The 20,646-nt window shown below is 58.2% G+C and carries 20 protein-coding genes; 12 read left to right on the top strand and 8 right to left on the bottom strand.

The genetic code is table 11. The annotated features are described in order from the left end of the window. Positions 1 to 10: 10 nt before the first annotated feature. Together QEH57_RS11415 and QEH57_RS11410 are read right to left on the bottom strand one after the other, a co-directional pair. Positions 11 to 1,324: an efflux RND transporter periplasmic adaptor subunit gene (locus QEH57_RS11415; protein ID WP_309006860.1), complete on the bottom strand. Its 1,314-nt coding sequence runs from the start codon at positions 1,322 to 1,324 to the stop codon at positions 11 to 13. A 23-nt stretch (positions 1,325 to 1,347) separates the two neighbouring features. Beyond that, positions 1,348 to 2,739, bottom strand: coding sequence for a TolC family protein (locus QEH57_RS11410; RefSeq protein ID WP_309006859.1), 1,392 nt, complete (start codon positions 2,737 to 2,739; stop codon positions 1,348 to 1,350). Between the two features lie 193 nt (positions 2,740 to 2,932). Here QEH57_RS11410 and QEH57_RS11405 point away from each other — a divergent pair, with 193 nt between their 5' ends. The 7 genes from QEH57_RS11405 to QEH57_RS11375 all read left to right on the top strand — a co-directional run bounded on the left by QEH57_RS11405 (position 2,933) and on the right by QEH57_RS11375 (position 9,110). Continuing rightward, positions 2,933 to 3,523 (top strand): RNA polymerase sigma factor, encoded by a 591-nt coding sequence (locus QEH57_RS11405; RefSeq protein ID WP_309006858.1) that lies wholly within the window; start codon positions 2,933 to 2,935, stop codon positions 3,521 to 3,523. Then, the gene (locus QEH57_RS11400) at positions 3,520 to 3,927 is read left to right on the top strand and encodes a hypothetical protein (RefSeq protein WP_309006857.1); all 408 of its coding nucleotides are present in this window, start codon (positions 3,520 to 3,522) and stop codon (positions 3,925 to 3,927) included. Before QEH57_RS11405 ends, QEH57_RS11400 begins: the two co-directional genes overlap by 4 nt. After that, complete coding sequence (locus QEH57_RS11395; protein WP_309006856.1) at positions 3,924 to 4,286, top strand: hypothetical protein; 363 nt, start codon at positions 3,924 to 3,926, stop codon at positions 4,284 to 4,286. The genes QEH57_RS11400 and QEH57_RS11395 overlap by 4 nt, the downstream gene beginning before the upstream one ends. A gap of 105 nt (positions 4,287 to 4,391) precedes the next feature. Beyond that, entirely contained in the window at positions 4,392 to 4,859 is a 468-nt protein-coding gene (locus tag QEH57_RS11390) for a DUF3015 family protein (RefSeq protein ID WP_309006855.1), read from the top strand. Between the two features lie 128 nt (positions 4,860 to 4,987). Further along, positions 4,988 to 6,844 (top strand): DUF4105 domain-containing protein, encoded by a 1,857-nt coding sequence (locus tag QEH57_RS11385; protein WP_309006854.1) that lies wholly within the window; start codon positions 4,988 to 4,990, stop codon positions 6,842 to 6,844. A 90-nt stretch (positions 6,845 to 6,934) separates the two neighbouring features. Beyond that, complete coding sequence (locus tag QEH57_RS11380; protein ID WP_309006853.1) at positions 6,935 to 7,744, top strand: alpha/beta hydrolase; 810 nt, start codon at positions 6,935 to 6,937, stop codon at positions 7,742 to 7,744. Between the two features lie 46 nt (positions 7,745 to 7,790). Then, a complete protein-coding gene (locus QEH57_RS11375; protein ID WP_309006852.1) occupies positions 7,791 to 9,110 on the top strand; it encodes a TAXI family TRAP transporter solute-binding subunit in 1,320 nt (439 codons plus the stop codon). A 52-nt stretch (positions 9,111 to 9,162) separates the two neighbouring features. Here the strand turns inward: QEH57_RS11375 and QEH57_RS11370 are convergent, their stop codons facing one another. Both QEH57_RS11370 and QEH57_RS11365 read right to left on the bottom strand, forming a co-directional pair. Continuing rightward, complete coding sequence (locus QEH57_RS11370; RefSeq protein WP_309006851.1) at positions 9,163 to 10,278, bottom strand: hypothetical protein; 1,116 nt, start codon at positions 10,276 to 10,278, stop codon at positions 9,163 to 9,165. A 7-nt stretch (positions 10,279 to 10,285) separates the two neighbouring features. Continuing rightward, positions 10,286 to 10,555, bottom strand: coding sequence for a MoaD/ThiS family protein (locus QEH57_RS11365; RefSeq protein WP_309006850.1), 270 nt, complete (start codon positions 10,553 to 10,555; stop codon positions 10,286 to 10,288). A 220-nt stretch (positions 10,556 to 10,775) separates the two neighbouring features. On the opposite strand from QEH57_RS11365, the gene QEH57_RS11360 reads away from it, so the two are divergent. From QEH57_RS11360 to QEH57_RS11345, 4 genes are read left to right on the top strand one after another with little or no spacing between them, the layout of a single operon-like run. Next, positions 10,776 to 11,282: a hypothetical protein gene (locus tag QEH57_RS11360; RefSeq protein ID WP_309006849.1), complete on the top strand. Its 507-nt coding sequence runs from the start codon at positions 10,776 to 10,778 to the stop codon at positions 11,280 to 11,282. Positions 11,283 to 11,306: 24 nt separating this feature from the next. After that, a complete protein-coding gene (locus QEH57_RS11355) occupies positions 11,307 to 12,008 on the top strand; it encodes a PspA/IM30 family protein (protein ID WP_309006848.1) in 702 nt (233 codons plus the stop codon). Then, complete coding sequence (locus tag QEH57_RS11350; protein ID WP_309006847.1) at positions 12,001 to 12,675, top strand: OB-fold-containig protein; 675 nt, start codon at positions 12,001 to 12,003, stop codon at positions 12,673 to 12,675. Before QEH57_RS11355 ends, QEH57_RS11350 begins: the two co-directional genes overlap by 8 nt. Before the next feature lie 6 nt (positions 12,676 to 12,681). Continuing rightward, entirely contained in the window at positions 12,682 to 14,400 is a 1,719-nt protein-coding gene (locus QEH57_RS11345) for a flotillin domain-containing protein (RefSeq protein WP_309006846.1), read from the top strand. Positions 14,401 to 14,608: 208 nt separating this feature from the next. On the opposite strand, the gene QEH57_RS11340 is transcribed toward QEH57_RS11345, so the two are convergent. From QEH57_RS11340 to QEH57_RS11325, 4 genes are all read right to left on the bottom strand, one after another. Further along, positions 14,609 to 16,207 carry a S8 family serine peptidase gene (locus QEH57_RS11340; protein ID WP_309006845.1) on the bottom strand — a complete coding sequence of 533 codons (1,599 nt, stop codon included), beginning with the start codon at positions 16,205 to 16,207 and terminating at the stop codon, positions 14,609 to 14,611. A 94-nt stretch (positions 16,208 to 16,301) separates the two neighbouring features. After that, positions 16,302 to 18,068 (bottom strand): hypothetical protein, encoded by a 1,767-nt coding sequence (locus QEH57_RS11335; protein WP_309006844.1) that lies wholly within the window; start codon positions 18,066 to 18,068, stop codon positions 16,302 to 16,304. 6 nt (positions 18,069 to 18,074) lie between these two features. Continuing rightward, entirely contained in the window at positions 18,075 to 18,371 is a 297-nt protein-coding gene (locus QEH57_RS11330) for an STAS domain-containing protein (protein WP_309006843.1), read from the bottom strand. 18 nt (positions 18,372 to 18,389) lie between these two features. After that, on the bottom strand, positions 18,390 to 19,943 hold the full coding sequence (locus QEH57_RS11325; RefSeq protein WP_309006842.1) for a response regulator: 1,554 nt from the start codon (positions 19,941 to 19,943) through the stop codon (positions 18,390 to 18,392). A gap of 337 nt (positions 19,944 to 20,280) precedes the next feature. On the opposite strand from QEH57_RS11325, the gene QEH57_RS11320 reads away from it, so the two are divergent. Then, complete coding sequence (locus QEH57_RS11320; RefSeq protein WP_309006841.1) at positions 20,281 to 20,646, top strand: response regulator; 366 nt, start codon at positions 20,281 to 20,283, stop codon at positions 20,644 to 20,646.

The raw sequence follows: 20,646 nt of genomic DNA, 5'->3' as shown, positions 1-20,646 counted from the left end.
TCCGGCGGGGCTAGAATCCGAGGCGTCGCAGTCCGGAGGGGCGTCCGCTGTCCTGCGAGGAGGAGCTCGACGAGCTGGTGGGCGTGTTGACGCGCGAGATGAACTCGAGGTCTTCGGGTATCTCTTGGTCGCGCAGCGGTAGCACTTCGGTGAAGGCGCCGTCGCTCACGCCGGCCCGCACGGGGAGCATGGCGAGCTCACCGTCCTTGATGTACCAGAGGGATTGCATGTTGCGGCGCCGTTGTCCGGCCTCACCGCCGGCACCGCCGCCGCGTGGGCCGCCTTCGCCGCGGTTGGGGCGTTCGGCTCGCTCGCCTCCTCCGCCTTGTCCCGGACCGCCCTGGCCTTGCCCGCGACGCTCCATCATCTCGGCGCGGCGCGCTTCCATGACGGCTTTCATTTCGTCGTTGGTTCGCAGGCTGAGGGCTGCGGTGGGCACGGAGAGTACGTTTTCAACTTCGGCCACTACGAAGTCCAAGCTGGCGGTCATGCCCGGCATGAGGAGGCCGCGCTTGTTGGGGGCTCCGACGACGACGGTGTAGTTGACGACGTTTTGCACGACGGAAGGGAGGAGTCGGATTTCTTCGACCTCGCCTTCGAAGGTGCGGTCGACGTAGGCGGCTACGGTGAAGCGGACTGGTTGTCCGACCTTGATTTGTCCGATGTCGCTCTCGTCGACCTGGGCGAGTATTTCCATGTCCGAGAGGTCGGCGGCGATCGTGAAGAGTTTGGGAGCGCTGAGGCTGGCGGCAACGGTTTGGCCGGGTTCGACGGTCCGGTCGATGACGATGCCGGAGATGGGGGAGCGGATTTCGGCGTAGCCGCGGTTTTTCTCGGCGCGAGAGAGATTGGCTTCGGAGCTGAGCAGGTTGGCTTCGGCAGTTTGGAGGGCGATCTGGTAGGGCTGGAAGTCGTTGTCGGAGAGGAATCCCTTTTCGTGGACGGGCTTGAAGCGCTCGTAGTTGTTCTTGGCTTGCAGGAGCTGGGCTTGGGTGCGCATCAAGTCCGCCTTGGCGATGGAGACTTGAGCGTCGAGCACGGAGGGGTCGATCACAGCGATGAGCTGTTCTTCTTCGACGTTGTCGTTGAAGTCGGCGTAGACCTCGTTGAGGATTCCGGAAACTTGTGTCGAGATTTCAACTACGTCACGAGCGGAAAGGGTGCCGGTAGCGGAGACCATGTTTTGGATGGTTCGACGCTCGACCTTGGCGAATTGGTACTTCGGCTCCTTGTCTGTTTCAGCGGAAGCGGACTTTTGGCTGAAGTAGTAGTAAGCGGCCCCGCCGGCGGCGAGTATTAGCAAAATGGTTACGAATCGTTTCATGGGTCTGAGTTTAGAAAAATGGGTTAGTTGGCGAGTTGCAGGGTTTGGCGGAGGAAGGACTCGATGGTGCCGTCCTCGTAGGCGACTCCGAGGCGGCTGGTGAAGAGGGCGAAGCGGGCTTCTTCGACTGCGACGGCGGCGTCGAGGCGCGAGGAGCGCAGGCTGTTGACTTCGAGTAGGGTGGCGGCTCCGGCCTCGTAGCGTGAGAGTTCCGCTTCCAGGGCGGACTCGGTGGCTGCGAGCTGGTTTTGGGAAGCGGCGAGCTGGAGCTTGGCGGTTTGGTAGTCTTGCTCCGCTTGGTAGAGCGCGGTTTCGGCGGAGAGCCGCAGGTTTTCCAAGATGAGCTCTTCTTGCTGGAGAGCGATGCGGGAGCGCAGGGTGCTGAGCTCGGTGCGGCGCTTGTCGAAGATGGGGAGGCTTACGGAGATGCCGGCGCTGGCTCGGGGCTCGTCGCGGAGGGCTTGGTCCGAGAAGGAGCCGGCGGTGTTGCTGGAGTAGCCGGTGCTGAGTGAGGCGGAGGCGGATACGGTGGGGCGTTTGCCGGAGCGGGCGATCACCAAGTCCTTTTCGGCGGAGTAGAGGCGGGCTTTTTGGGCGGACAGGTCGGGCCGTTTTTCGAGGGCGGCGAGCGAGCTGGGCAGGTTGGGTTCGCTCAATGTACTGGGGTCTTCGATACTGAGGTTCGGGTCTTCGCAGACGATGCTCTCGGGAGCGGGAATGCGGAGAATGTTTTTGAGGGCGTAGAGGCTGTTGGCGTAGGCGTTGCGGGCTTGGGCGAGCAGGCGTTCGCTGTTGGAGACGAGGGCTTGCTGGCGGAGGTATTCGGATTCGGTGCGGATGCCGTTTTCGACGTCGATTTGGATTCGTTCGAGTTCCTCGCGGCGGGTCGCCAGCTCTTCTAGCTGTATCGCGATCTCCTTGCTGCGGAGGAGGGTTTGGAAGAATTGGGAAACGGTGTTGTAGAGGAGGGCTTGGCGGTCGCGGTCGAAGTCGAGGGTGGCCGCTTCCAGTTCGGCCTTGGCGAGCTCGAGGGAGGCTTGGCGGGCCCCGCCGTTGTAGAGGGAGAGGGAGGAGCTGAGGGAGGCGGAGCTGGAGTCGCTCCATCGGCCTTCGCCCTCGAAGATGCCGCCGTTGTCGTTGGAGCTGAGGCCGACGTTTTCCGAGAGGCGCAGGCTGAGGTCGGGGGAGTAGTCGGCCTGGGCCTGGTCAACGGTTGTAACTCGGGTTTCGATGGCGAGGCCGGAGCGCTGGAGCCCGATATTGTGGTCGAGAGCGAGATTGATCGCTTGGGGCAGGGTCAGGGCGCTCGGCTCTTCGGCCTGGGCGGCTGGGAGGGCGAGCAGCGCGGCGAGGGCGCAGGCGGCGAGCCGTGAGTGGAAGGAAGGGGTCTGCTTGGGAATCTTTTGGTGAGCCATCTTTGTCTGCTTGCTTGGATACAGCTGGGGCGGCGCTTCATTCCCGAAAGTTTTGGAAAAGTGGATATTTTCGTTTTTCGGGCCGAGGCAGGCGGTTGGCTTGGCGGAAGATTACATTTATTGAAAATTAGGGAATGCGGTTGGCGCGGCAGGGGTCTAAGGACAGATTGAACTACGAAGATGCGAAATCCCAATGTGTAGAAGCGAGTCGCCCTTGCCCAGCGACGAGGACCTGCTGGCGCGTTGCCGAGAGGGCGACGGGCGGGCGTTTCGCGAGATCGTGGAGCGCTATCATGGAAAGCTCTTGGCTACGGCGACGGGCATGCTGGGGGCGGGCATGGATGCGGAGTCGGTGGTTCAGGAAGGGCTGCTGCGCTTTTACCGCAACGTGGACAAGTTCGAGGGTCGTTCGGCCTTGGGTACCTACCTTACCCGTATCGTTATGAACCAAGCGTTGAAGCAACTGCGGGTTCGCCAGCGTTGGTATCGCCGTTTCCTGAGCAGCGACGATCCCGAGCTTTCCTTGCGTGAGGGAAGCGAGGATGCGGATATCGCCCAAGTGGAAGAGGCGGAGCGGGCGGCGGCGATCCGGGAGGCGGTGCAGCGGCTAAAGCCCGAGTTTCGCAGTGTGGTGGTGCTGCGCTTTTTGAACGAATATTCTACGGAGGAGTGCGCCCGCGTGTTGGGGATTCCGGCCGGGACGGTGATGTCCCGTCTGTCTCGAGCGCTCGACAAACTCGCTCCGCTGCTGAAAGATCTTAACCCATTATCTCGATCCCGATGAACGACGAACAAGCCTGGAAACAATTCGAACGCCTGGCAGACCCTGAGCTACCGGCAGGGGAGCGAGCCGCGCTGGAGTCGGAGATCGAGGGCGACCCGAAGCTTTTGGCCCGCTACGAGGCGTTCCTAGCATTGAGCGCTTGGCCGCAAGTAGAGCCGGCCTTGGAAGGCGAGGCGGCTCGAGCCCGCTTGTTCGACGAGCTGGCTCGCGATCGGGAGGAAGAACTGGTCGCGGTCAACCTCGGCAAGCTGTTTCCGGTTTTCCTCGGGAGCGCGGTGGCAGCGGCGCTGGTGTTGGGGCTTTTGAACATTTTGCAATTCGAGACGCTTTCGGGAGACATGTGGGAAGCGTTGTTTGGCCTGCCTGCCGAAACCATTGAAAGCACGATCGTGAGCCAGCTATGAAACCGAGGTCCCGTTCCCTACTGATTCTTAGCACGACCTTGCTGGTCGGCATGCTGCTCGGCGCCTTGGTGCACGCCCGCTTCTTCGAAAAGCGGGTGAAGCGGATGCATCGCCTCTCTACCCCGGAAGGCTTCGTGGAGAGCTATGTTCGTACAATCGAGCCGTCGAGTCCGGAGCAGGAGCAAGCGGTCCGCGAAGTGGTCGCGGTGGTTGCGGGGGAGGTAGTGGAGTCGATCCGCGCCAATCGCGAGGAGAACGGTCGCCGCATGGATGCGATGGTCGAGCAGCTCGAGCCCTTGCTGGACGAAGTCCAGAAGCAGCGCTTGCAGGAACGCCGGGACAAGTACCGTCGCCGCTAGGCTTCACGATTTGTCTGGGGGTAATAGCTTTGGTCTTGCCTAGGTGTTTTTTATCAAGGTATATCCCGACCCGTTTTCATACCTTAATTAACTCTAGAAATACTTATGATCAAAATGACCCTCAAGGGATTGTCCCTCCTCTCTGTCGCTGCTCTCGCCTCTACTGCTTCAGCACGTTCATTTGAAGAAATCTACACCGATTGCGGTCTTGGCGGCATGATTGCTCCAAACAACGACGTCTTGGCTGTGATTACGAACACGACCTGGGACCTTGGCACGACGGCGATCAGCTCGAACATTTCGAGCAAGGACGCGTGCATGGGCGGCCAGGAGACCTCCGCTGCCTTCATCCTGCGTTCCTACGACGAGATCGCTGCCGCCATCGCTCGAGGCGAAGGCGAGCACCTTGACACTTTGCTTTCCTTGGCTGGCTACGCTGAAGAAGACCGCTCTGAAGCGGCATCCTTCTTGCGCGAAGATTTCGCAAAGGTCGTAGCGGCGGCCGACTATGCAGAGAAGCCATTTCTCGAGAAGGCCGAAGCGCTCTACGGCATTCTCTACGGTGAAGCTTAATTGGCAGACTTCCTGTCTCAAGCTAGCGTATTAGCTTGATCAATACCTTTTGGCTGCTGCGGACTTATTCGCAGCGGCCTTTTTTATCCCAAATGTATCCCTTTCGATTTTGTACAGCCGTTTTATTTGTGTCTTTCGTCCTGCCGTTTTGCGCCTTCGGCGAGGAGGACGAATCGCTTTACCTCTATTTTCTGGAAAGGGCTGAAGAGGCGAGGCTTCATGAGGAGCCTACTTGGCGGCGGCTCTTGCATTTTCGGGACGGTCGGAAGCGGAGCGAAGTGAATACTCCTGAGTTTTTTCTGTCGTCGAAAGGTCGAAGCGATCCGAAGGAAGAGCTTAAGGCAACCCTAAGCGCTTATTTCGAACAAGGAGATTCCGGTAAAGAGGAGTCGGCCCGGTGTCGATTCCCCGCTCGCTACTACTGGTTGCACAGTCGCTTGGAGCTACCCGGCTACGAAGTCGCGCCTAGCGATTGCGATCGACTGAAGCGATGGAAGCTCTTGGAAGAAACCGATTCGGTAAGCATGTATTGGGTAAGCGGGTACTTCGGGAACCCTGCTTCGTCCTTCGGGCATGCGCTTTTGCGTCTGAATTCTCGCAAGGCGGAGCGGAACCGCTCTCACCTCCTGGACTTGACGGTAAATTTCGGGGCATTGGTGCCGGAGAGCGAGCCCATGTTGCTGTACATACTGAAGGGGTTGGGAGGGGGATACCAAGCGGGCTTTTCCGACCAGTACTATTTTACTCAAGACCAAGTCTATTCGCGCACGGAGTTTCGGGATATTTGGGATTACGAGCTGAATTTAAGCGAGCGGCAGAGAACCCTTCTCGTTTTGCACCTTTGGGAGATCATTGGGAAAAAATACACCTACTATTTCGCTAAGGAGAATTGCGCCTATCGTTTAGCGACCTTGTTGGAACTGGTCTTGAATGAGCCGATGGTGGACCGGCGGCCTTGGTACGTTCCTGTTGATTTGTTCAATCGCTTGGAACGTATCGACCAGGGGCGAAGGGATTCTGGGCTTCCGGGGATCGTGGATACGATTACTCCGATTCCGTCTAGCAGAAGGGTTTTATATTCGGAATTTTCCCGCTTGAGTCCGGAAGCCTTGACGCTTGCTAACGAATTGATTTTGGCCGGACCCAATTTGAAGTTCGAGCGTATACGAACTTTGGATACCGGAGATCAGATCGATTTGTTGGACGCATTGCTCGCCTATTACAACTACAAGGAACTGAGCCAAATAAAGAATCCTGATCCGGAGCTCCAGAAAGTGAAGCAGGAGATCTTGGTGCAGCGTCTGGTTAGGCCGGCTCGAGCGAAGACCCCGATAGAGACGCGACTGGAGTCGCCTCCGACTTCAAGCACTCCACCGCTCTTCTTGTCTCTAGGAATCGCCCAAGCTGAATCAGGCTCTACTTATGCGACTCTTTCCTTCTCTCCGTTTTCGCAAGAGTCAATAGCGTACAACGCGACCTTGGGAAGCGATATGACCGTGCTCCGCGCTACTTTGGCTGGGGATGAAGGTGAGGTGTTCCTAGATCGAATCGATTTTATAGACGTTCGAAAGTTGGCTTTGGAAAAGGCTCCGGTGGCGGGAGAAAATTCGTTTTCCTGGAAGGCCAAGCTCGGGGCTCGGCGTTCGTTGGAACGGAAGAAGTACCCAAATGAGTGGTACGCGAACGTTGGTTTCGGGAAGAGCTGGTTGCTGAGTAAGGACCAGGCGTTGTCGGGCTTTAGCAGCATCGTCGCTTCGACTGATGGCGATCCGCTTCGTTTTCGGCCGGAGATTCAGTGGACGGGCCGGGTTGGTATGGTGGGCTACGACCTTTCTGCGGGTACGGAAGTCGGGGAGTCGGAGCGGTTCGATTTTGTTTGGGGCGCGAATATTCAGGTGAACCTGGAGAGAAGAAAAGCTGTGCGCTTGCAGCTGGACAGTGGGGAAGCGAACCGTTCGAGCCTTTCATTCGTTTGGAGCTGGTAGTTAGCGATGAAGGTTATTGGGGCACATCGTTTTTTGATCGGAGCATTCCTATCGGTAGGGATATGCGTTCTAGGAGGTTGCGCGAACAGCTTGTTCTATCACCCGGATGAGGATCAATATAGCAGTCCCGATGAAGATGGCCTGCGGTACGAGACCCTGTCGTTCTCCAGTTCGGGAGGGCCGCTTTTGCATGGTTGGTGGGTGTATCCTGAAGGTGAAGAGAGCAAGGGGATCGTCCTGCATTACCACGGAAACGCGCAGAACCTTGGGGCCCACTATCGTTTCGTGTCATGGCTTCCTCAATACGGATACGAACTCATGGTCTTCGATTACAGAGGGTATGGACGATCCGAAGGAAAACCGAATCGCAAGGGCTTGTTCGAAGATTCGCTTGCGGCTTTGGAGTTTGCGGAGAAGAGGGCGAAGCGATCCGAGCTGCCGCTTTTTGTCATTGGACAAAGTTTGGGAGGAGCCAACGCGATTGTAGCCTTGGGAGTGGAACAACGTTCGGAAGTGAAGGGGCTTGTCGTTGATTCCGCTTTTTCTTCCTACCGTTCGGTAGCGAAAGCTGCCTTGGGGAAGAGCACCTTAGGCAGACCCTTGCTGCTCGCTTTGCCGACCTTGGTGTCGGAGGGCTTGGATCCGATCGACTATGTGTCGAACATTTCGCCCACGCCGATTGCATTTGTCCACGGAACGGCGGATACGGTGGTGCCTTATGAGGAAGGTCGACGCTTGGAGGAAGCGGCCGGCGAGCCGAAGTACTTTTGGACTATAGAAGGTGGACAGCACGTTAATGCGCTTTCTAGCAACCGACATATATTCGTGCCGCGGATTTTGGAGTTTTTCCAACAGTGCTTGAATGGCGAACATCGTGCGCGTCCGGTGGTGATGGAGTGAAGGGTTTAGCCTTCCTAAGGTTGGAGCAATTTGTCAGATTCTTCGGGTGACTCTTTCTAAGACTTTTCTGAAGGCGAACCTTTGGGTGATTGCGGTGGTGGCGGTTTTGGTGGCCGTGTTGTTTCAATTCGTCGATCCGGCGCCTCCGAAGGAGATCACCATCGCGAGCGGTAGCGAGACGGGGCGCTACTTCGAGCTGGCGAAGCGGCTGCAGGGCGAGCTGCGGCAGGAAGGCGTGACCTTGAACATCCTCACCACGGCGGGCTCGCAGGAAAACCTGGAGCTCTTAACTGACGGGGAAAGTCCGGTGTCGATCGCCTTCGTGCAAAGCGGAATGGAGGAAATTTTCGATGCGGGCGAGACGCCTTTGCATGGTCTGACGAGCTTGTACTACGAACCGATATGGCTGATCTACCGCAAGTCGCTTGAGGTGGAGTTCGTATCTGACCTGAAGAATCGCAAGATCGCGGTGGGGGAGCCGGGGAGCGGGACCAAGGCGGTAGCTCAGTTTCTGCTGAACGAAAACGGGCTGCTTTTCGGAGCGGGGGAGACCGAGCTGGTGGATGCGGGCGGCGAGGATGCGGTGGCGTTGCTGGAGTCGGGGGAGATCGATGCGGGTTTTTTCATGCTATCGGCGGAGAGCGACATGATTCGACGGTTGATCGGGATCGAGGGCTTCGACTTTCTCGACATGCGGCGGCATGAGGCTTACCGGGCCCGCTATCGTTCGCTCTCGAGCGTAGCGATCACGGAAGGCCTGCTGGACTTGAAGGATAACTTGCCGCCGGAAGATAGGGTGGTCTTGGCTGCGGTGGCGACCTTGGTGGTGAACGACAGGTTCCATCCGTCGCTCACGCCAATCGTCCTGGAGGCGATGCGTCGCATCGTATCCAAGGGAGGAGTACTGGAGCAGCGAGACGAATTTCCGTCGCCGGAGGGCGTGGGATACCCGCTTACCAAGGAGGCGGATCATTATTTTGAATACGGACCGCCGTTTCTGCTTCGATTCATGCCTTTCTGGGCGGCTTCCTTGGTGGATCGCCTCGTGATATTGATTATCCCGCTTCTCGTGATCCTGATCCCCTTGGCGAAGCTGGCTGGTCCTGTATACCGATGGCGAATACGTTCACGGATTTACAAGTGGTACAAGTACCTGCGGGAGACGGACCAGAAGATTATCGGCGGCACCATCCAGGAAAGTTTGGATGCGGAGCGCGAGCGATTGCGGAAACTGGAGGACGAACTGGCTTCGGTGGAGGTTCCCTTGTCCTATTCGGACGAATTGTACCACCTGCGCCAGCATGTGGAGTACGTTTCCCGCCGTCTGAAGTCGATCGAAGCGGCGAGGAACGAAAGCAAGGAGTAGGGCGGGTTGCGCGAGATAGCTTCTCCGGTGTATCGATTCTAGAACTACTGACTCAGAAGTAGCAAACGCTGGCGATGGGTGGGAGGTTGCTGGAGGCGAGCTTCCAGACGTCGCCTTGGTTCTTGCTGGTCCAGAGGTTGCCGGTGGTGCTGCCGAAGGCCAGTTGATGGCCGCTGCTGTCGATCGCGAGGGCGTGCCGATAGACGAGGTCGTAGGCGTGTTCCTGAGGAAGCCCTTGCTTGAGCGTTTCGAAGCTTTCCCCGCCGTCCCGGGTACGGGTGACGACCAATTGGCCGTCGACGGGGATGCGTTGCTCGTCCTTGATGGCGGGAACGAACCATGCGGTATCCGGTTTTTGGGGATGCACGGCGGCCGCGAAGCCGAAGATGCTCGGGCCGGCCTTTTTGATCTCGCTGAAGTTTTTGCCTCCGTCGGTAGATTTGAAGATCCCGTTGTGGTGTTGCACCCAGAGATGGTCGGGCGCGGCAGGACATTGCACCATGATGTGGGGATCTTGGGCGACGGGATCGAAGGCTTGGTCGGGGGGGAGGTAGTCGTTGCGCAAGCCGTGGCCGATCTGGCTCCAGCTGTCTCCGTCGTCGTAGCTTTCCCAGATGCCTCCGCAGGAAATGGCGACGGTGACGTGCTTCGAGTTTCTCGGGTCGACGCAGACGGAGTGGATGCCTGGGTAGTCGTAGCCGCCGCCCATCCAGCGGGCCCGTTCCGGTACGTCCCAGAGGCTGCGGACGAAGGTCCAGCTATCGCCGTGGTCGTCGGACTTGAAGAGTCCGCCCGGGAGGGTGCCGCACCAGAGGCGGCCCGGTTGCTCGTCGCCGCCTGGAACGAGGGCCCAGATCAGTTCCAGCTTCCAGGGAATCTCGATGCCGCGCATAGGGCAGAGGTCGGGGGCGCGCCCGTCCGGGAATTCCGGATACGCAGGGGCGCTGATTTCTTCCCAGGAATCGAAGCCCTTGTTCTTTCGGTGCAGCTTCACGCCGAAGTGCCCGTGGTTGAGGGCGGCGTAGCTGTGGCCGCTGCGTGGATCGACGATGGCGAGGGTAACGGGATCGCCGAGAAAGGTGGTGGACTGGATGCGCCAGTCGTTGGGGACGGCTTGGCCTAAGGTGAAGAGGCCTTTGCGGGTGCTGACGAGTAGGTTCTGCTGCATGGTGGGACTAGCCTCCGGATAGGGCTTGCATGATGAAAATCTCGTCGTCGCTTGCGACCGGCAGGTCGAAATGCCGGCGTTCCCGAATGGCTTGGCCGTTTACGAGGATCGCCATGTGGCGGTGGAGGGAGCCTTGCTCGTCCAGCACGTAGCCCTTCAACCGCGGGTGGTCCGCGAAAACGGCATCGAGCGCCTCGGCGACGGTGGAGGCGGCTACGACTTGCTCGGGACAGTCGACGTGGCGACGAAGATTCGAAGTGAAGGAAACCTTTGGCACGACGGGGGAGATTTTGGAATTACGGCTGCGATTGGCAATGTCGAATGTTCGGCTGACACGAGTACGTACTTTTAAGAGGTCACGTAGGTATAATCTCTTGACTGAGCGCATTTGTAGAATAATTATACGTAACCTCGGATTCGTATTCCGTGTATCCCACTCTTGAAATCCGAGCGCGGCGACCGCGTTCGAAACTGTTACCCTAAGCCAAAACCCGATAGTGAACGAAAACAAAGCGACGGTGCCGATCAGCGGCCGTGTGACCGAGGACGACTTCCAGTTTTTGATGGAGTATCCGGTCGACGGAAAGGTCACGGCCAGCGAGAAGCTCCGCTACGTGCTGTCCTTCTTCCGCTCCTACCATGAGAGCTTGAACGACTATTCCGATTGCTTGGCGGAGTTGAACCGCTTGCTCGAGCCCTCGCGCAAGGAGATCAAGAAGGCGGAGCTTGAGGCGAGCGTGAGTTCGGAGCTGTTGGACCGCTTGCTGCAGGTGCTCCCTGAGATGTTGGCCCTGTGTATAACGGCGAACGTACCCAAAAAGTCTGACAAGAAGTTGCCGGCGCTGCTCGCTCTAGAGGAGCGGCAGCTAAAGCTGGTGATGGGACTTATCGAGAGCGTGTTGCGTATGGGCATAACTCAGAAGTCCCCCACTTATAACCCCACAATATTGAAGGACAAGATGAAGACGATCAGCGAACTGGTAGAGCTGAGCCGCCAGACTTGAAAGAAATATTAACCCATGCAGATTATGAATGATAGTATCTCCAGCCGTATTGGCAGAATTATTACGGGTACCGCTTATTCGATCGTTTCGAAGATAGAAGGGCTCGCTCCGGAGACGGTATTGGAGCAAGCCATTTCGGAAGTGGATCACGTGTTGGACGAAGTGCGGGCGGCGCTTGGCGGGATCACCGCTCAAAAGCATCATGTATCCAAAACGATGGCACGGCTCAACCATGAGCATGCCGAGCTGGAGGAGCAGGTGGTGGTGGCCTATAATCAAGGGCGCAAGGACTTGGTCGAGTCCGCCTTGGCGCGGCAGACGGATATCGAGGACCAGTTACCCGCTTTGGAGGGGCAGCTGGGACGTTTGTCCAAGCAGGAGTCCGACCATAGCCAAGCCCTCACGGGCCTGATCGCCAAGCGCAACGAGATGGAAGACGAGCTGCAGGAGTTCATTGACAGCCGCAAGCGGGACGCGGCTCCGGTATCCGATACGGATGCGGAGTTTGCTCGGCCCGATTCCGCCCTTTGGAAAGCGGAGAGGGCGGATGGCGTTTTCTCGCGGGTGATCCACCGGACGACAGGCATCAACCGGAGTTCGCTCAAGTCCAACAGTCGCGAGAGCGCGAAGCTGGTGGAGTTGGCGAATCTCAGCCGCAATGCCAAGATCGAGGCCAAGCTGAAGGCTCTCGAAGAGCGGATTGAAAGGGAGTCGGCCCATGATTGAAAACCTGCTTGCTCCGGAGAACGGGGTCTTCTTGGTAACGCTCTGCCTCTTTCTGCTGATCTTTCTGGTTCAGGCGATTAGCGTGGTGGTGGGAATGGAGCCGTTTGGATTCCTGGACAGCTTGCTGCCGGATATCGACATCGACGTCGATACGGATCTGAACTTAGGCGACGTTTCCCCGAGCTTTATAGACAGCGTCATGTCGATGCTGAAGCTCGGGCGTGTGCCCTTCGTATTCACTTTTATACTCTTTCTGTTCCTGTTTTCGGTTATCGGGCTTTACGGCCAGATGGCGATTTTCGAGTTGAGCGGATCGCGACTGAATGGGGTTCTTGCTTCGGGAGGATCTTTTGTAGTTACGCTTCCACTACTGAGATTTGGAAATGGGATTCTGGAAAAGATCCTCCCTAAGGACGAAACGGCTGCAATATCCGCAGGTACGTTTGTTGGCCGGATGGCTACGATCTTGATCGGTACCGCGACGCATGAGCGAGCAGCCGAGGCAAAGGTGGTAGGACCGGATGGGAAAACTCACTATATCAACGTCGTCGCGGACAACGAAGGTAAGTCCTTCGGAAAAGGCGACCACCTGCTCATCGTAGGCCGCCGTACGGAAGGTATATTCACTGTTATAGAAAATAAAAATCCCCTCTTAGAAGAAGAATAAAATATTATGTTTGATCTATCGTCACTAGCCGGAGTTGTGGGCTTAGGCCTCATCCTCATCCTTACCTTCCTTTTCATCCTCTCTCGCTTTTATCGGCGCGCGAGCAAGGAAGTCGCTTTCGTCCGTACTGGTATGGGCGGCGAAAAAGTTATTCTCGACGGGGGCGGCCTGAAGTGGCCGGTCTTCCACGAAATCATTCTCGTGAACATGCGCACCCTGCGCCTGCAGGTGGACCGCAAGAACGAGGAGGGCTTGATCACAGCGGACCGCATGCGTGTCGACGTGACGGCGGAGTTCTATCTTCGCGTGAAGCCCGAGAAGGAGTCGATCGCCAAGGCGGCCCAGACTTTGGGCGAGCGCACGTTGGAGCCGGAACGTTTGAAGGAGTTGCTGCAGGGCAAGTTCGTCGACGCTCTGCGTTCGGTGGCGGCTGGATTGTCGATGGAGCAGTTGCACGAGCAGCGCGCTTCTTTCATCCAGTCCGTGCAGGAGTCGCTCAGCGAGGATTTGCTCAAGAATGGTTTGGAGCTGGAGTCGGTTTCTTTGACTGCGCTTGACCAGACGGGGCGCGAGTACTTCAAGGAAGACAATGCCTTCGATGCTCAAGGTTTGGCCAAGTTGACTTTGATCACGGAGTCGAAGCGCGAGGAGCGCAACCGGATCGAGCAGGAGACGCGCATCAAGATCGAGAATCAGAACCTCGATGCGGCTAAGCAGAGCTTCGAGATCAAGCGAGCGGAAGAGTTTGCTCGCCTCGATCAGCAGCGCGAGGTGGAGATGGCGACAGCCCAGCAGTCGGCCCGTATCAAGACGGAAGACGCGATTCGCAGGCGGGAAGCGGAAGAGTCGCGTATTGCTTCCGAGCAAGCGGTTAAGGAAGCGGACATCCTCTCGCGTCAAGCGGTCGAGGAGCGCGATATCGAAGCGAAGCGTCGTATCGAAGAAGCGGATATCCAGCGTAAGCGTTCGGTAGACGTAAGCGGCCAGGAAGCGGCGATCATCGTGGCGAAGAAGTCCGAGGAGAAGTCGCAAGCGGAAGCTGAGGCAGCCAAGGCTCGGTCCACGTTCGTGAAGGAAGAGGAGCAGGTTGTCACGGTGCGCGAGACTGCGATTGCGAATCGTAAGAAGGAGATCGAGTTGATCAAGGCCCGCGAGGAAGCGGAGAAGCAGGCGATCGACGTAACGGTGGCGGCGGAAGCTGACAAGCAGGCGGCTTTGGACAAGGCGGAAGCGGTGCTGACGGAGTCGAAGGCGGCTGCGGAAAAGATCCGCATCATCGCGGAAGCGGACCAGAAGCGATTCGAGGTGGAAGCGTACGGCGAGAAGGCGATCAACGAGGCGAAGAATATTCTCAGTTCCGAACTGATCGGTTTCGAGCTGCGCAAGATCTTGGCTCAAGTCGCTCCTCAGATCATGGAAGCGAGCGTCAAGCCGATGGAGAAGATCGACAGCATCAAGATTCTGCAGGCCAACGGCTTCGGCGGCGTTGCTGGCGGGAACGGCTCCAACGGGACTGCGGCTGGCAGCGGCGGCGGATTGCCGAACCAGCTAGTCGACGCGGCCTTGGGTTACCGCATGAACCTGCCGTTGGTGGACAAGATGCTCGAAGAGCTCGGGCTGGATCCGAAGTCGGCCGAAGGCTTGAGCGCTTTGCTCAAGGAAAAGGCGGATACGAAAGCGGAGGAAGAGCAGTTGGAAACTGCGATCGCGAAATCCGATTCCTAGGGTATCGACTTTATGAATACGTTACGGGGCGAAGGATTCTATCCTTCGCCCTTTTTCTTTTGGTTCACGACTCTTTCGCTTTTCCTCTCTTTTTGGAATCGGATAAGGGGGCGAGTGCTCCTTCCAGAAAGAGCGATCTACCATGGAGCTGGCGCTTGTCGCCACGCAGCGGGGCAAAGGGAAATGCGGCTTCTCGCGAGTGTCAGCCCTACGGAGACTCGTTTTTCGGGAGGGTGAGGCGAACGGATTTGGTGTCGTTTTCGGGGTTTGTATCCTTCTTGAAACTACGGGTTTCGGCTTGGGCTGTGATTTCGTAGCCGAGCTCGAGGGCGGTGGGATCGACGGCGAGGGTGTGGCTGGCGGATTCGCCGGGTTCGAGGGCGCCGAGGTAAATGTTTTGGGTGATTCCGTTGGGCAGGGTGTATTGGAGGTTGGCGGCGGGGAGCGCTTCGGTTCCTCGGTTTTGGGCGGTGAGGTGGACGGAGTAGGGGTCGCCTTCTCCTGCGGGGGGCACGAGGTAGATATCGGCGAGGGCGAGGTCGGTGTAGCTTGTAGCGGAATTGTAACTACGTTGCAGGTCTATGTATCCTCGACCGAGTTGGGAGTCGGGGCCGGGGAGTCCGCTGTCGTTGGCGTTGGCGAGCAGGATGGCGGCGGCTTCGGTGGCGGGAATTTCCAGGGTGGAGCTTAGAGCGGCGATGGCTCCGGAGACATAGGGGGCGGAAGCGGAGGTGCCGGTGAAGCTTATCCATTTTTCGTCTTCCCAAGCGGCGTAGACGCCGACTCCGGGGGCGGCGATATCGACAGCGGCGCTTTGGTTGGCGAAGGAGGTGGGGTGTCCATCGGCGTCGATGGCGGATACGGCGATGACGGATTCGTAGGCGGCGGGGTAGGGCAGGGCGGCGACGCTTTCGTTGCCGGCGGAGGCGACGAGCACGACGCCTTGGGATTCGGCGTAGGCGACTGCGTTGGCGAGGGCTTGGTTGCTGCCGTAGCTGCCGAGGCTCATGTTTATGATATTGGCTCCGGCGTCGACGGCTTGGACGATCGCTTCGGAGAGGCTGAAGGCGTCGCCGATACCGTCTGTGTCGAGAACTTGGATGCCGAGGAGTTCGGCTTGGGGGGCGATGCCGATGCCTTCTTGTCCGGCGATGAGGGATGCGACGGCGGTTCCGTGGGAGAGGTAGCTTTGCGGGTCGGAGAATCCGAGTTGCTGGAGGTTATGCGGGTCGAGTGTCGTGTGGGAGCGGATACCGGTGTCGAGCACGGCGACTTTGATTCCTTTGCCGGCGGTGGGGTTGGCGTTTAGGCCATTGATGAAGGAGAGGGCTGAATCGCCGAAGGATTTGTCGGCGGCCAGGGTGTCGGTGAGGATGGGCTGGGGGGTGAGGAGGGTATAGTTGAAGTCGCTCTGGGCGGAATCGGGCAAGGCGCTGCTATCGAAGGAGCTGGGGACTTGGACGCGGACGGAGAGCAGCCGGTCGTTTTGGGCGAGCAGGCGAACGCCGGGCGGGAGGGTGTCGAGGAAGGCGCGGTAGTCGGAGTCGCTGGCGAAGGTGAGGACGCGTTCGTTGGGGATGGCGGCTTCGGGGAGCTGCTCGTTGGCGTCCGAGGGGAATTCTTCGGGGAGCGAGGCGTCGGCTTGCTGGGGGGAGGTCTCGTGGGGGGAAGGGGGCGGCGTTTTAGAGGAGCGGCTCGTTTGTTCGGAGTCGGTCGAATTCGTGCTCAGCCATAGGTTCACCGTGAGGGCGATGATCACGGCGCTGAGGGCGATGGCGACGGCTGGTGGAATCGGGCGACGGTTCATGGGGGAATGCGTGCCTCGTATATTGGCACGGCAGTTCCTGCGATACTAGCTTGGAGTTAGGTGCGGCCGATATTGTTCCTTGGGGAGGGCGCCTTTAGAAGAGGTCGATATTGTCGGAGGTGAGGGACTTGGAGCTGGTGGCTCGGTTTTGCAGGTGGGCGCCGATGCCGAGGTCGAAGGATTGGGATTGGCTGTCGTTGTGGACGCGGGTGTGCATGGCTCCTTGTTTGTCGGAGAGAAGCGCTTGGATTTCGGCGTCGACCTTTTGGCGGGCTCGAGGTTTCAGCTGGTCGAGATTGGCTTGGGCTCTGAGGTCTCGGGCGAAGGCTTCCAGCTTGTCGGATTGGAGGGTGAGCTGGTGGAGGCGTTCGGCGTCGTCGTTGGAGAAGCTGGCGACCATTTCGCTGAGGCTGGCGACGATTTCCAGCGAGTTGAGGGTGCTGTCGCGCAGGGCGTGCAGTTCGGCTTCGAGGGCGGGGCTTTGGGCTTCGACGGAAGCGAGCTGTTGTTTTCCGCCATTCCATTCGGCGTCGATGGTGTTGACCAGTTCGTCGACGGCTTGGTGGAGTTCGTTGATTTGGATGGCGGTGCTGTCGCCGAGGGTTCGCAGTTCGGTGGAGATATCGGCGGTCCTGGCGGCGAGGACTTCGAGGCCGCTTCCTTCGCCGACCTGGATGGAGCGGACTTGGGCGTTGAGGGCGATGAACTGTATCTTGATGGAGACTTCGAAGACGACGGCGGAGAGTTCTTTGGTGAGGTTTTGTACGGGTTGGATGGCTTCCCGGGAGTCTTGGGAGAGCTGGGTGCTTTGCTCGAGCATGCCGCGGATGGATTCGAGGGATTCGAGCAGCATCTGGACCATGCCGTCGGCGGAGGCGGTGATGTGCTCGAACTGGTCCATGGTGGTGGCGGAGCGGTAGAGCTCCTCGGCTTGGTGGGAAATGGCGTTGAGGCCGCTGTTGAGCTCGTTCGAGGATTGGCGGATCTCTTCGGCGGCGGTTTCGATTTGGCTGGCCATGAGGACGAGCCAGCTGGCGTCGGAGACGTGGTCCGGCTTTTGGTCGAGGTCGCTGAGGATGGTTTCGCAGCGTTGGCGGATGATGTCCTCGTACTGGAGGGACATGACGAGGGTTCCGATGGCGCTTTCGAAGTTGTTGGTATGGATGTCGAGGTCGGCCGAGGTTTTGGCGTTGGCTTCGATTTGGCCTTTGAGCGAATCGATGGCTTGGGAGATTTCGCTCTGCTTGTCGGAGATGCGTTGGGATTGCAGGACGCGTTCGCTTTTGGAGTTTTTCTCGGCGGTCAGGATGGCGTCGCGGGCGTCCTGAAGGTTTCTGATGTTCTTCTGGAAGGTTTCGTCCACGAGCACGTGGAGGCGCGAAATTTCTTCGGAGACGGAGTGGAAGGTTTGGCGGTTTTCTTCGGAAAGCTGGGAGGCTTCGATCTTGAAGAAGACGAGCATGAACTTGAGGGGCTCGAGAGAGGTGACCATGTCGTTCTGCATCTTCAGCAGGTCGGCGGCGCTTTGCTGGCTGGCGAGCATGAGGTCGTGGTTTCGCTGGTGGTCCTGGAGGCAGCTCGTGAGGAAGGCCATGGGGCTTTCGAGTGCTTCGGCGACGCGGAAGAGCAGCTGGGTGCTTTCGTTTTGTCCGCCGGCGGCGGCGAGGAGGATTTGGCAGTCCTGGCGGAGGCGCTTGGTCTTTTCGTCGATGAGGTCGAGGTTGTCGCTGATGCCGCGGAAGACGTTTTCGACTTCTCCGATGGTGTTTCGGATATGGGTGGACAGGCCGTGCGCAGGCGCGGGCTGGCGCGTCGCGGAGAACCAGTTGGCGTGGATTCGTTCTTTGATTTTTTGTAGCACGGTAGTTTAGGGGCCGACGATTTCCGCTTTTTGATCGAGACGGGTGAAGGTGCAGATGCGCTTGAGGCTTTTGCTCCCGATGAGCAGGCGCACGCGAGCTTTGCGGGCGTCGACGGTCTTGATGGTCTTAACGATCACGTTAAGGCCAACGGAATCTACCATATTGGCGGCCCGCAGGTCTACTTCCAGTAGTTCGTTTTCCGATACGTTTTGGATGGCAGACTCTAGGCGAGTCCAGTGCTGGCTCGCGTTTGTGCTGACGATATCGCCGTCTGCTTTGTAGGAGTGGGTGGTTGGATTCATTTTGGTCGTTTCGTTTGCTCAGTTGAGGGAGGTGTCGTGCTCGAATTCCATTTGTACGCGGGAGCCTTGTTCGAAGAAGTCTATCCTGCTGGGGATGGAGTGCATCATGATGAGGCCTCGGTGTTCTGGGATTAGGGTATCGGCTGCAGCTTGGGCGTGGGTTTCCCAGTCGAAGTCATGCCCATCGCCCTCGTCCTGAATTTGTATCGAGATTTTGGATAGGTCCGGGGAGCGGGCGAGCCTTAGTGTGGCTGACTTGTGGGGGCTTGCCTGGCATCCATGCTGGAGGGCGTTTATGAGGGCTTCGCGCAGGCAAACGAGCAGGTCGGCGAGGTAGGCGCAGTCGATCTGGGGAGCGACGATGCGGATGCTTTTCTCGCAGTAGGCTTGTATGTGGTCGATCTGACCAACTTGGTCGCCGGTCAAGTCGAGGGAGATGAGGGGGACCATGGGGTGGAAGTCTGCAGGCGTGCAGGGCGGGGTGACGCGTATGATGGCGATGTCGTCCTGGGCTTGGGACAGAAGGCTGGAGCTGCTCAAGTTTTTGTTTAATAGCCTGTCGGCGAGGGAGAGCGGGTCGATGCCGATGCTTTCTGCGAGGTCGCTCAGTCCGTCCGTCCAGGCGCAGATGTAGCCCGGCTCGAGGTCGGTCTGGGATGTTTCGAAGGGGTCGGCGAACCAGCCGAGAGGAGCGAAGCTTTCGCGTTCGCCAACCTTGGAGGCGAATCCGTCGGCTTTCGAGAAGTAGGGGTGTGGGGCGCCTGCGTTGATGAAGGAAAGGCTTTGCTCTTCTCTATTGAAGTTGAGGGCGATGGCGGCGAGGGAGTGTCCGATGAGGCTGTCGTCGTTCCATTCCTCGAGGAGGATGGCGTTGAAGTGCTCGAACACTTGGGAAAGGGAGGCTCCGTGCTTGAGCATGCCTCGCGCGAGGCCGTGGAAGTAGTTCGACTGGAGGGCGGAGGAAAGTTCGTGCCCGGAGGCGTCGGAGAGCAGCAGCACTTTTTCACCGCTTTGTAGGGGAATAATTGATACGAAGTCGCCGCTGGCTTGCGATTTGGAGCTGAAGGTGAACTCGATGTTGGCCCATTCGCCGTTGAGTTGCTTTTGCTGGAGGATCCGTTGGTTTTCGCCGAGGGTGTTGGCTTGGGACTCGGTGGCGCGGAGGTGTCGCAGGCGTCGGGTTTTGGCAGAGGCGTCGTCGACGCACTTCCTGAGGTTGTCTTTGATGATGGGCTTTTGGAGGAACCCGCAACCGTTGATCTCGATCAGCTTTTCGAGGATTTTGCGTTCTCCGTCGCTGGTCATGAGGATGACGGAGAGGGTGGGGTCTTCGCTGCTGATATACTTGAGCAGCTCCAATCCGTTTTGCCCGGGCATCCAGTAGTCCGACAGGACGAGGTCGAAGTGGTCGAAGCCGAATTTTTGGATGAGCTGGCGGGCTTCGAGGGCGGACTCGGCGGCTTCCACTTGGTATCCGAGGTTGCACAGGACGAAGCTGACGATGCGTCGGGTGCTTCTGTCGTCGTCTACAAGAAGAAGGTGGTTATGCGGGGTGCTGGAGTCTGCGTCCATAGGGGCAGGAGATCGACCCGCTCGGCTTCCGTTTAAGAACTTGTGGGAAAAAGCGCTTAGTTGTCTGAGTATTTATCAGAATTTTATGGGAAGAGTTCTCGGTTTTAGGGAGAAGACCTTAGCTTTTCACTACCTATCTATACGAGTATAGGGTAGATATTACATAGGAAATGCCGAAGGGAGGCGCTTCCGATCCTCCCGAGTAAAATAAGTATTTAGCACTATGGGGGCGGTGGTTTTTTGGGAATACCCACTTATATTCCGCCGAATCGATACGATACTAGGCACTCCTCTCAGTTGTTTCACTGAGTGACTAGGTACTTACCCACGCAGCGATATGAAAACGATAATCACAGTCGACGATGCGTCGACGATCCGAAAGATGGTTGGATTTACCCTGAAGTCCGCGGGCCACCAGGTCTTGGAAGCGGCAGACGGTCTGGAAGCTTACGAAAAGCTTAAGGGCAAGTCGGTAGATTTAGTCATAACAGACGTTAACATGCCGCGCATGGACGGCATAGAGCTGACTCGCAAGTTGCGGGCGCTGCCGGCTTACAGCCGGGTACCGATCGTGTTGCTCACGACGGAAGCGGGCGCGGCGAAGAAGAGCGAGGGGAGAGCGGCCGGAGCGACTGGCTGGATCGTGAAGCCTTTCAGCCAAGATCAACTGCTGGCGCTTGTTTCCCGAGTGCTGCCGAACTGA

It is taken from the genome of Pelagicoccus sp. SDUM812005 (genome assembly GCF_031127875.1).
Classification (GTDB): Bacteria; Verrucomicrobiota; Verrucomicrobiia; order Opitutales; family Opitutaceae; genus Pelagicoccus.
Note: the sequence above shows the minus strand (reverse complement) of the source record. Positions and strands in the feature narration are given on the sequence as shown.

What these genes read in the sequence shown, in the direction of transcription:
- QEH57_RS11415 (WP_309006860.1), bottom strand. Translation starts at nt 1,324, where the DNA reads ATGAAACGATTCGTAACCATTTTGCTAATACTCGCCGCCGGCGGGGCC.
- QEH57_RS11410 (WP_309006859.1), bottom strand. Translation starts at nt 2,739, where the DNA reads ATGGCTCACCAAAAGATTCCCAAGCAGACCCCTTCCTTCCACTCACGG.
- QEH57_RS11405 (WP_309006858.1), top strand. Translation starts at nt 2,933, where the DNA reads ATGTGTAGAAGCGAGTCGCCCTTGCCCAGCGACGAGGACCTGCTGGCG.
- QEH57_RS11400 (WP_309006857.1), top strand. Translation starts at nt 3,520, where the DNA reads ATGAACGACGAACAAGCCTGGAAACAATTCGAACGCCTGGCAGACCCT.
- QEH57_RS11395 (WP_309006856.1), top strand. Translation starts at nt 3,924, where the DNA reads ATGAAACCGAGGTCCCGTTCCCTACTGATTCTTAGCACGACCTTGCTG.
- QEH57_RS11390 (WP_309006855.1), top strand. Translation starts at nt 4,392, where the DNA reads ATGATCAAAATGACCCTCAAGGGATTGTCCCTCCTCTCTGTCGCTGCT.
- QEH57_RS11370 (WP_309006851.1), bottom strand. Translation starts at nt 10,278, where the DNA reads ATGCAGCAGAACCTACTCGTCAGCACCCGCAAAGGCCTCTTCACCTTA.
- QEH57_RS11355 (WP_309006848.1), top strand. Translation starts at nt 11,307, where the DNA reads ATGAATGATAGTATCTCCAGCCGTATTGGCAGAATTATTACGGGTACC.
- QEH57_RS11350 (WP_309006847.1), top strand. Translation starts at nt 12,001, where the DNA reads ATGATTGAAAACCTGCTTGCTCCGGAGAACGGGGTCTTCTTGGTAACG.
- QEH57_RS11345 (WP_309006846.1), top strand. Translation starts at nt 12,682, where the DNA reads ATGTTTGATCTATCGTCACTAGCCGGAGTTGTGGGCTTAGGCCTCATC.
- QEH57_RS11340 (WP_309006845.1), bottom strand. Translation starts at nt 16,207, where the DNA reads ATGAACCGTCGCCCGATTCCACCAGCCGTCGCCATCGCCCTCAGCGCC.
- QEH57_RS11330 (WP_309006843.1), bottom strand. Translation starts at nt 18,371, where the DNA reads ATGAATCCAACCACCCACTCCTACAAAGCAGACGGCGATATCGTCAGC.
- QEH57_RS11325 (WP_309006842.1), bottom strand. Translation starts at nt 19,943, where the DNA reads ATGGACGCAGACTCCAGCACCCCGCATAACCACCTTCTTCTTGTAGAC.
- QEH57_RS11320 (WP_309006841.1), top strand. Translation starts at nt 20,281, where the DNA reads ATGAAAACGATAATCACAGTCGACGATGCGTCGACGATCCGAAAGATG.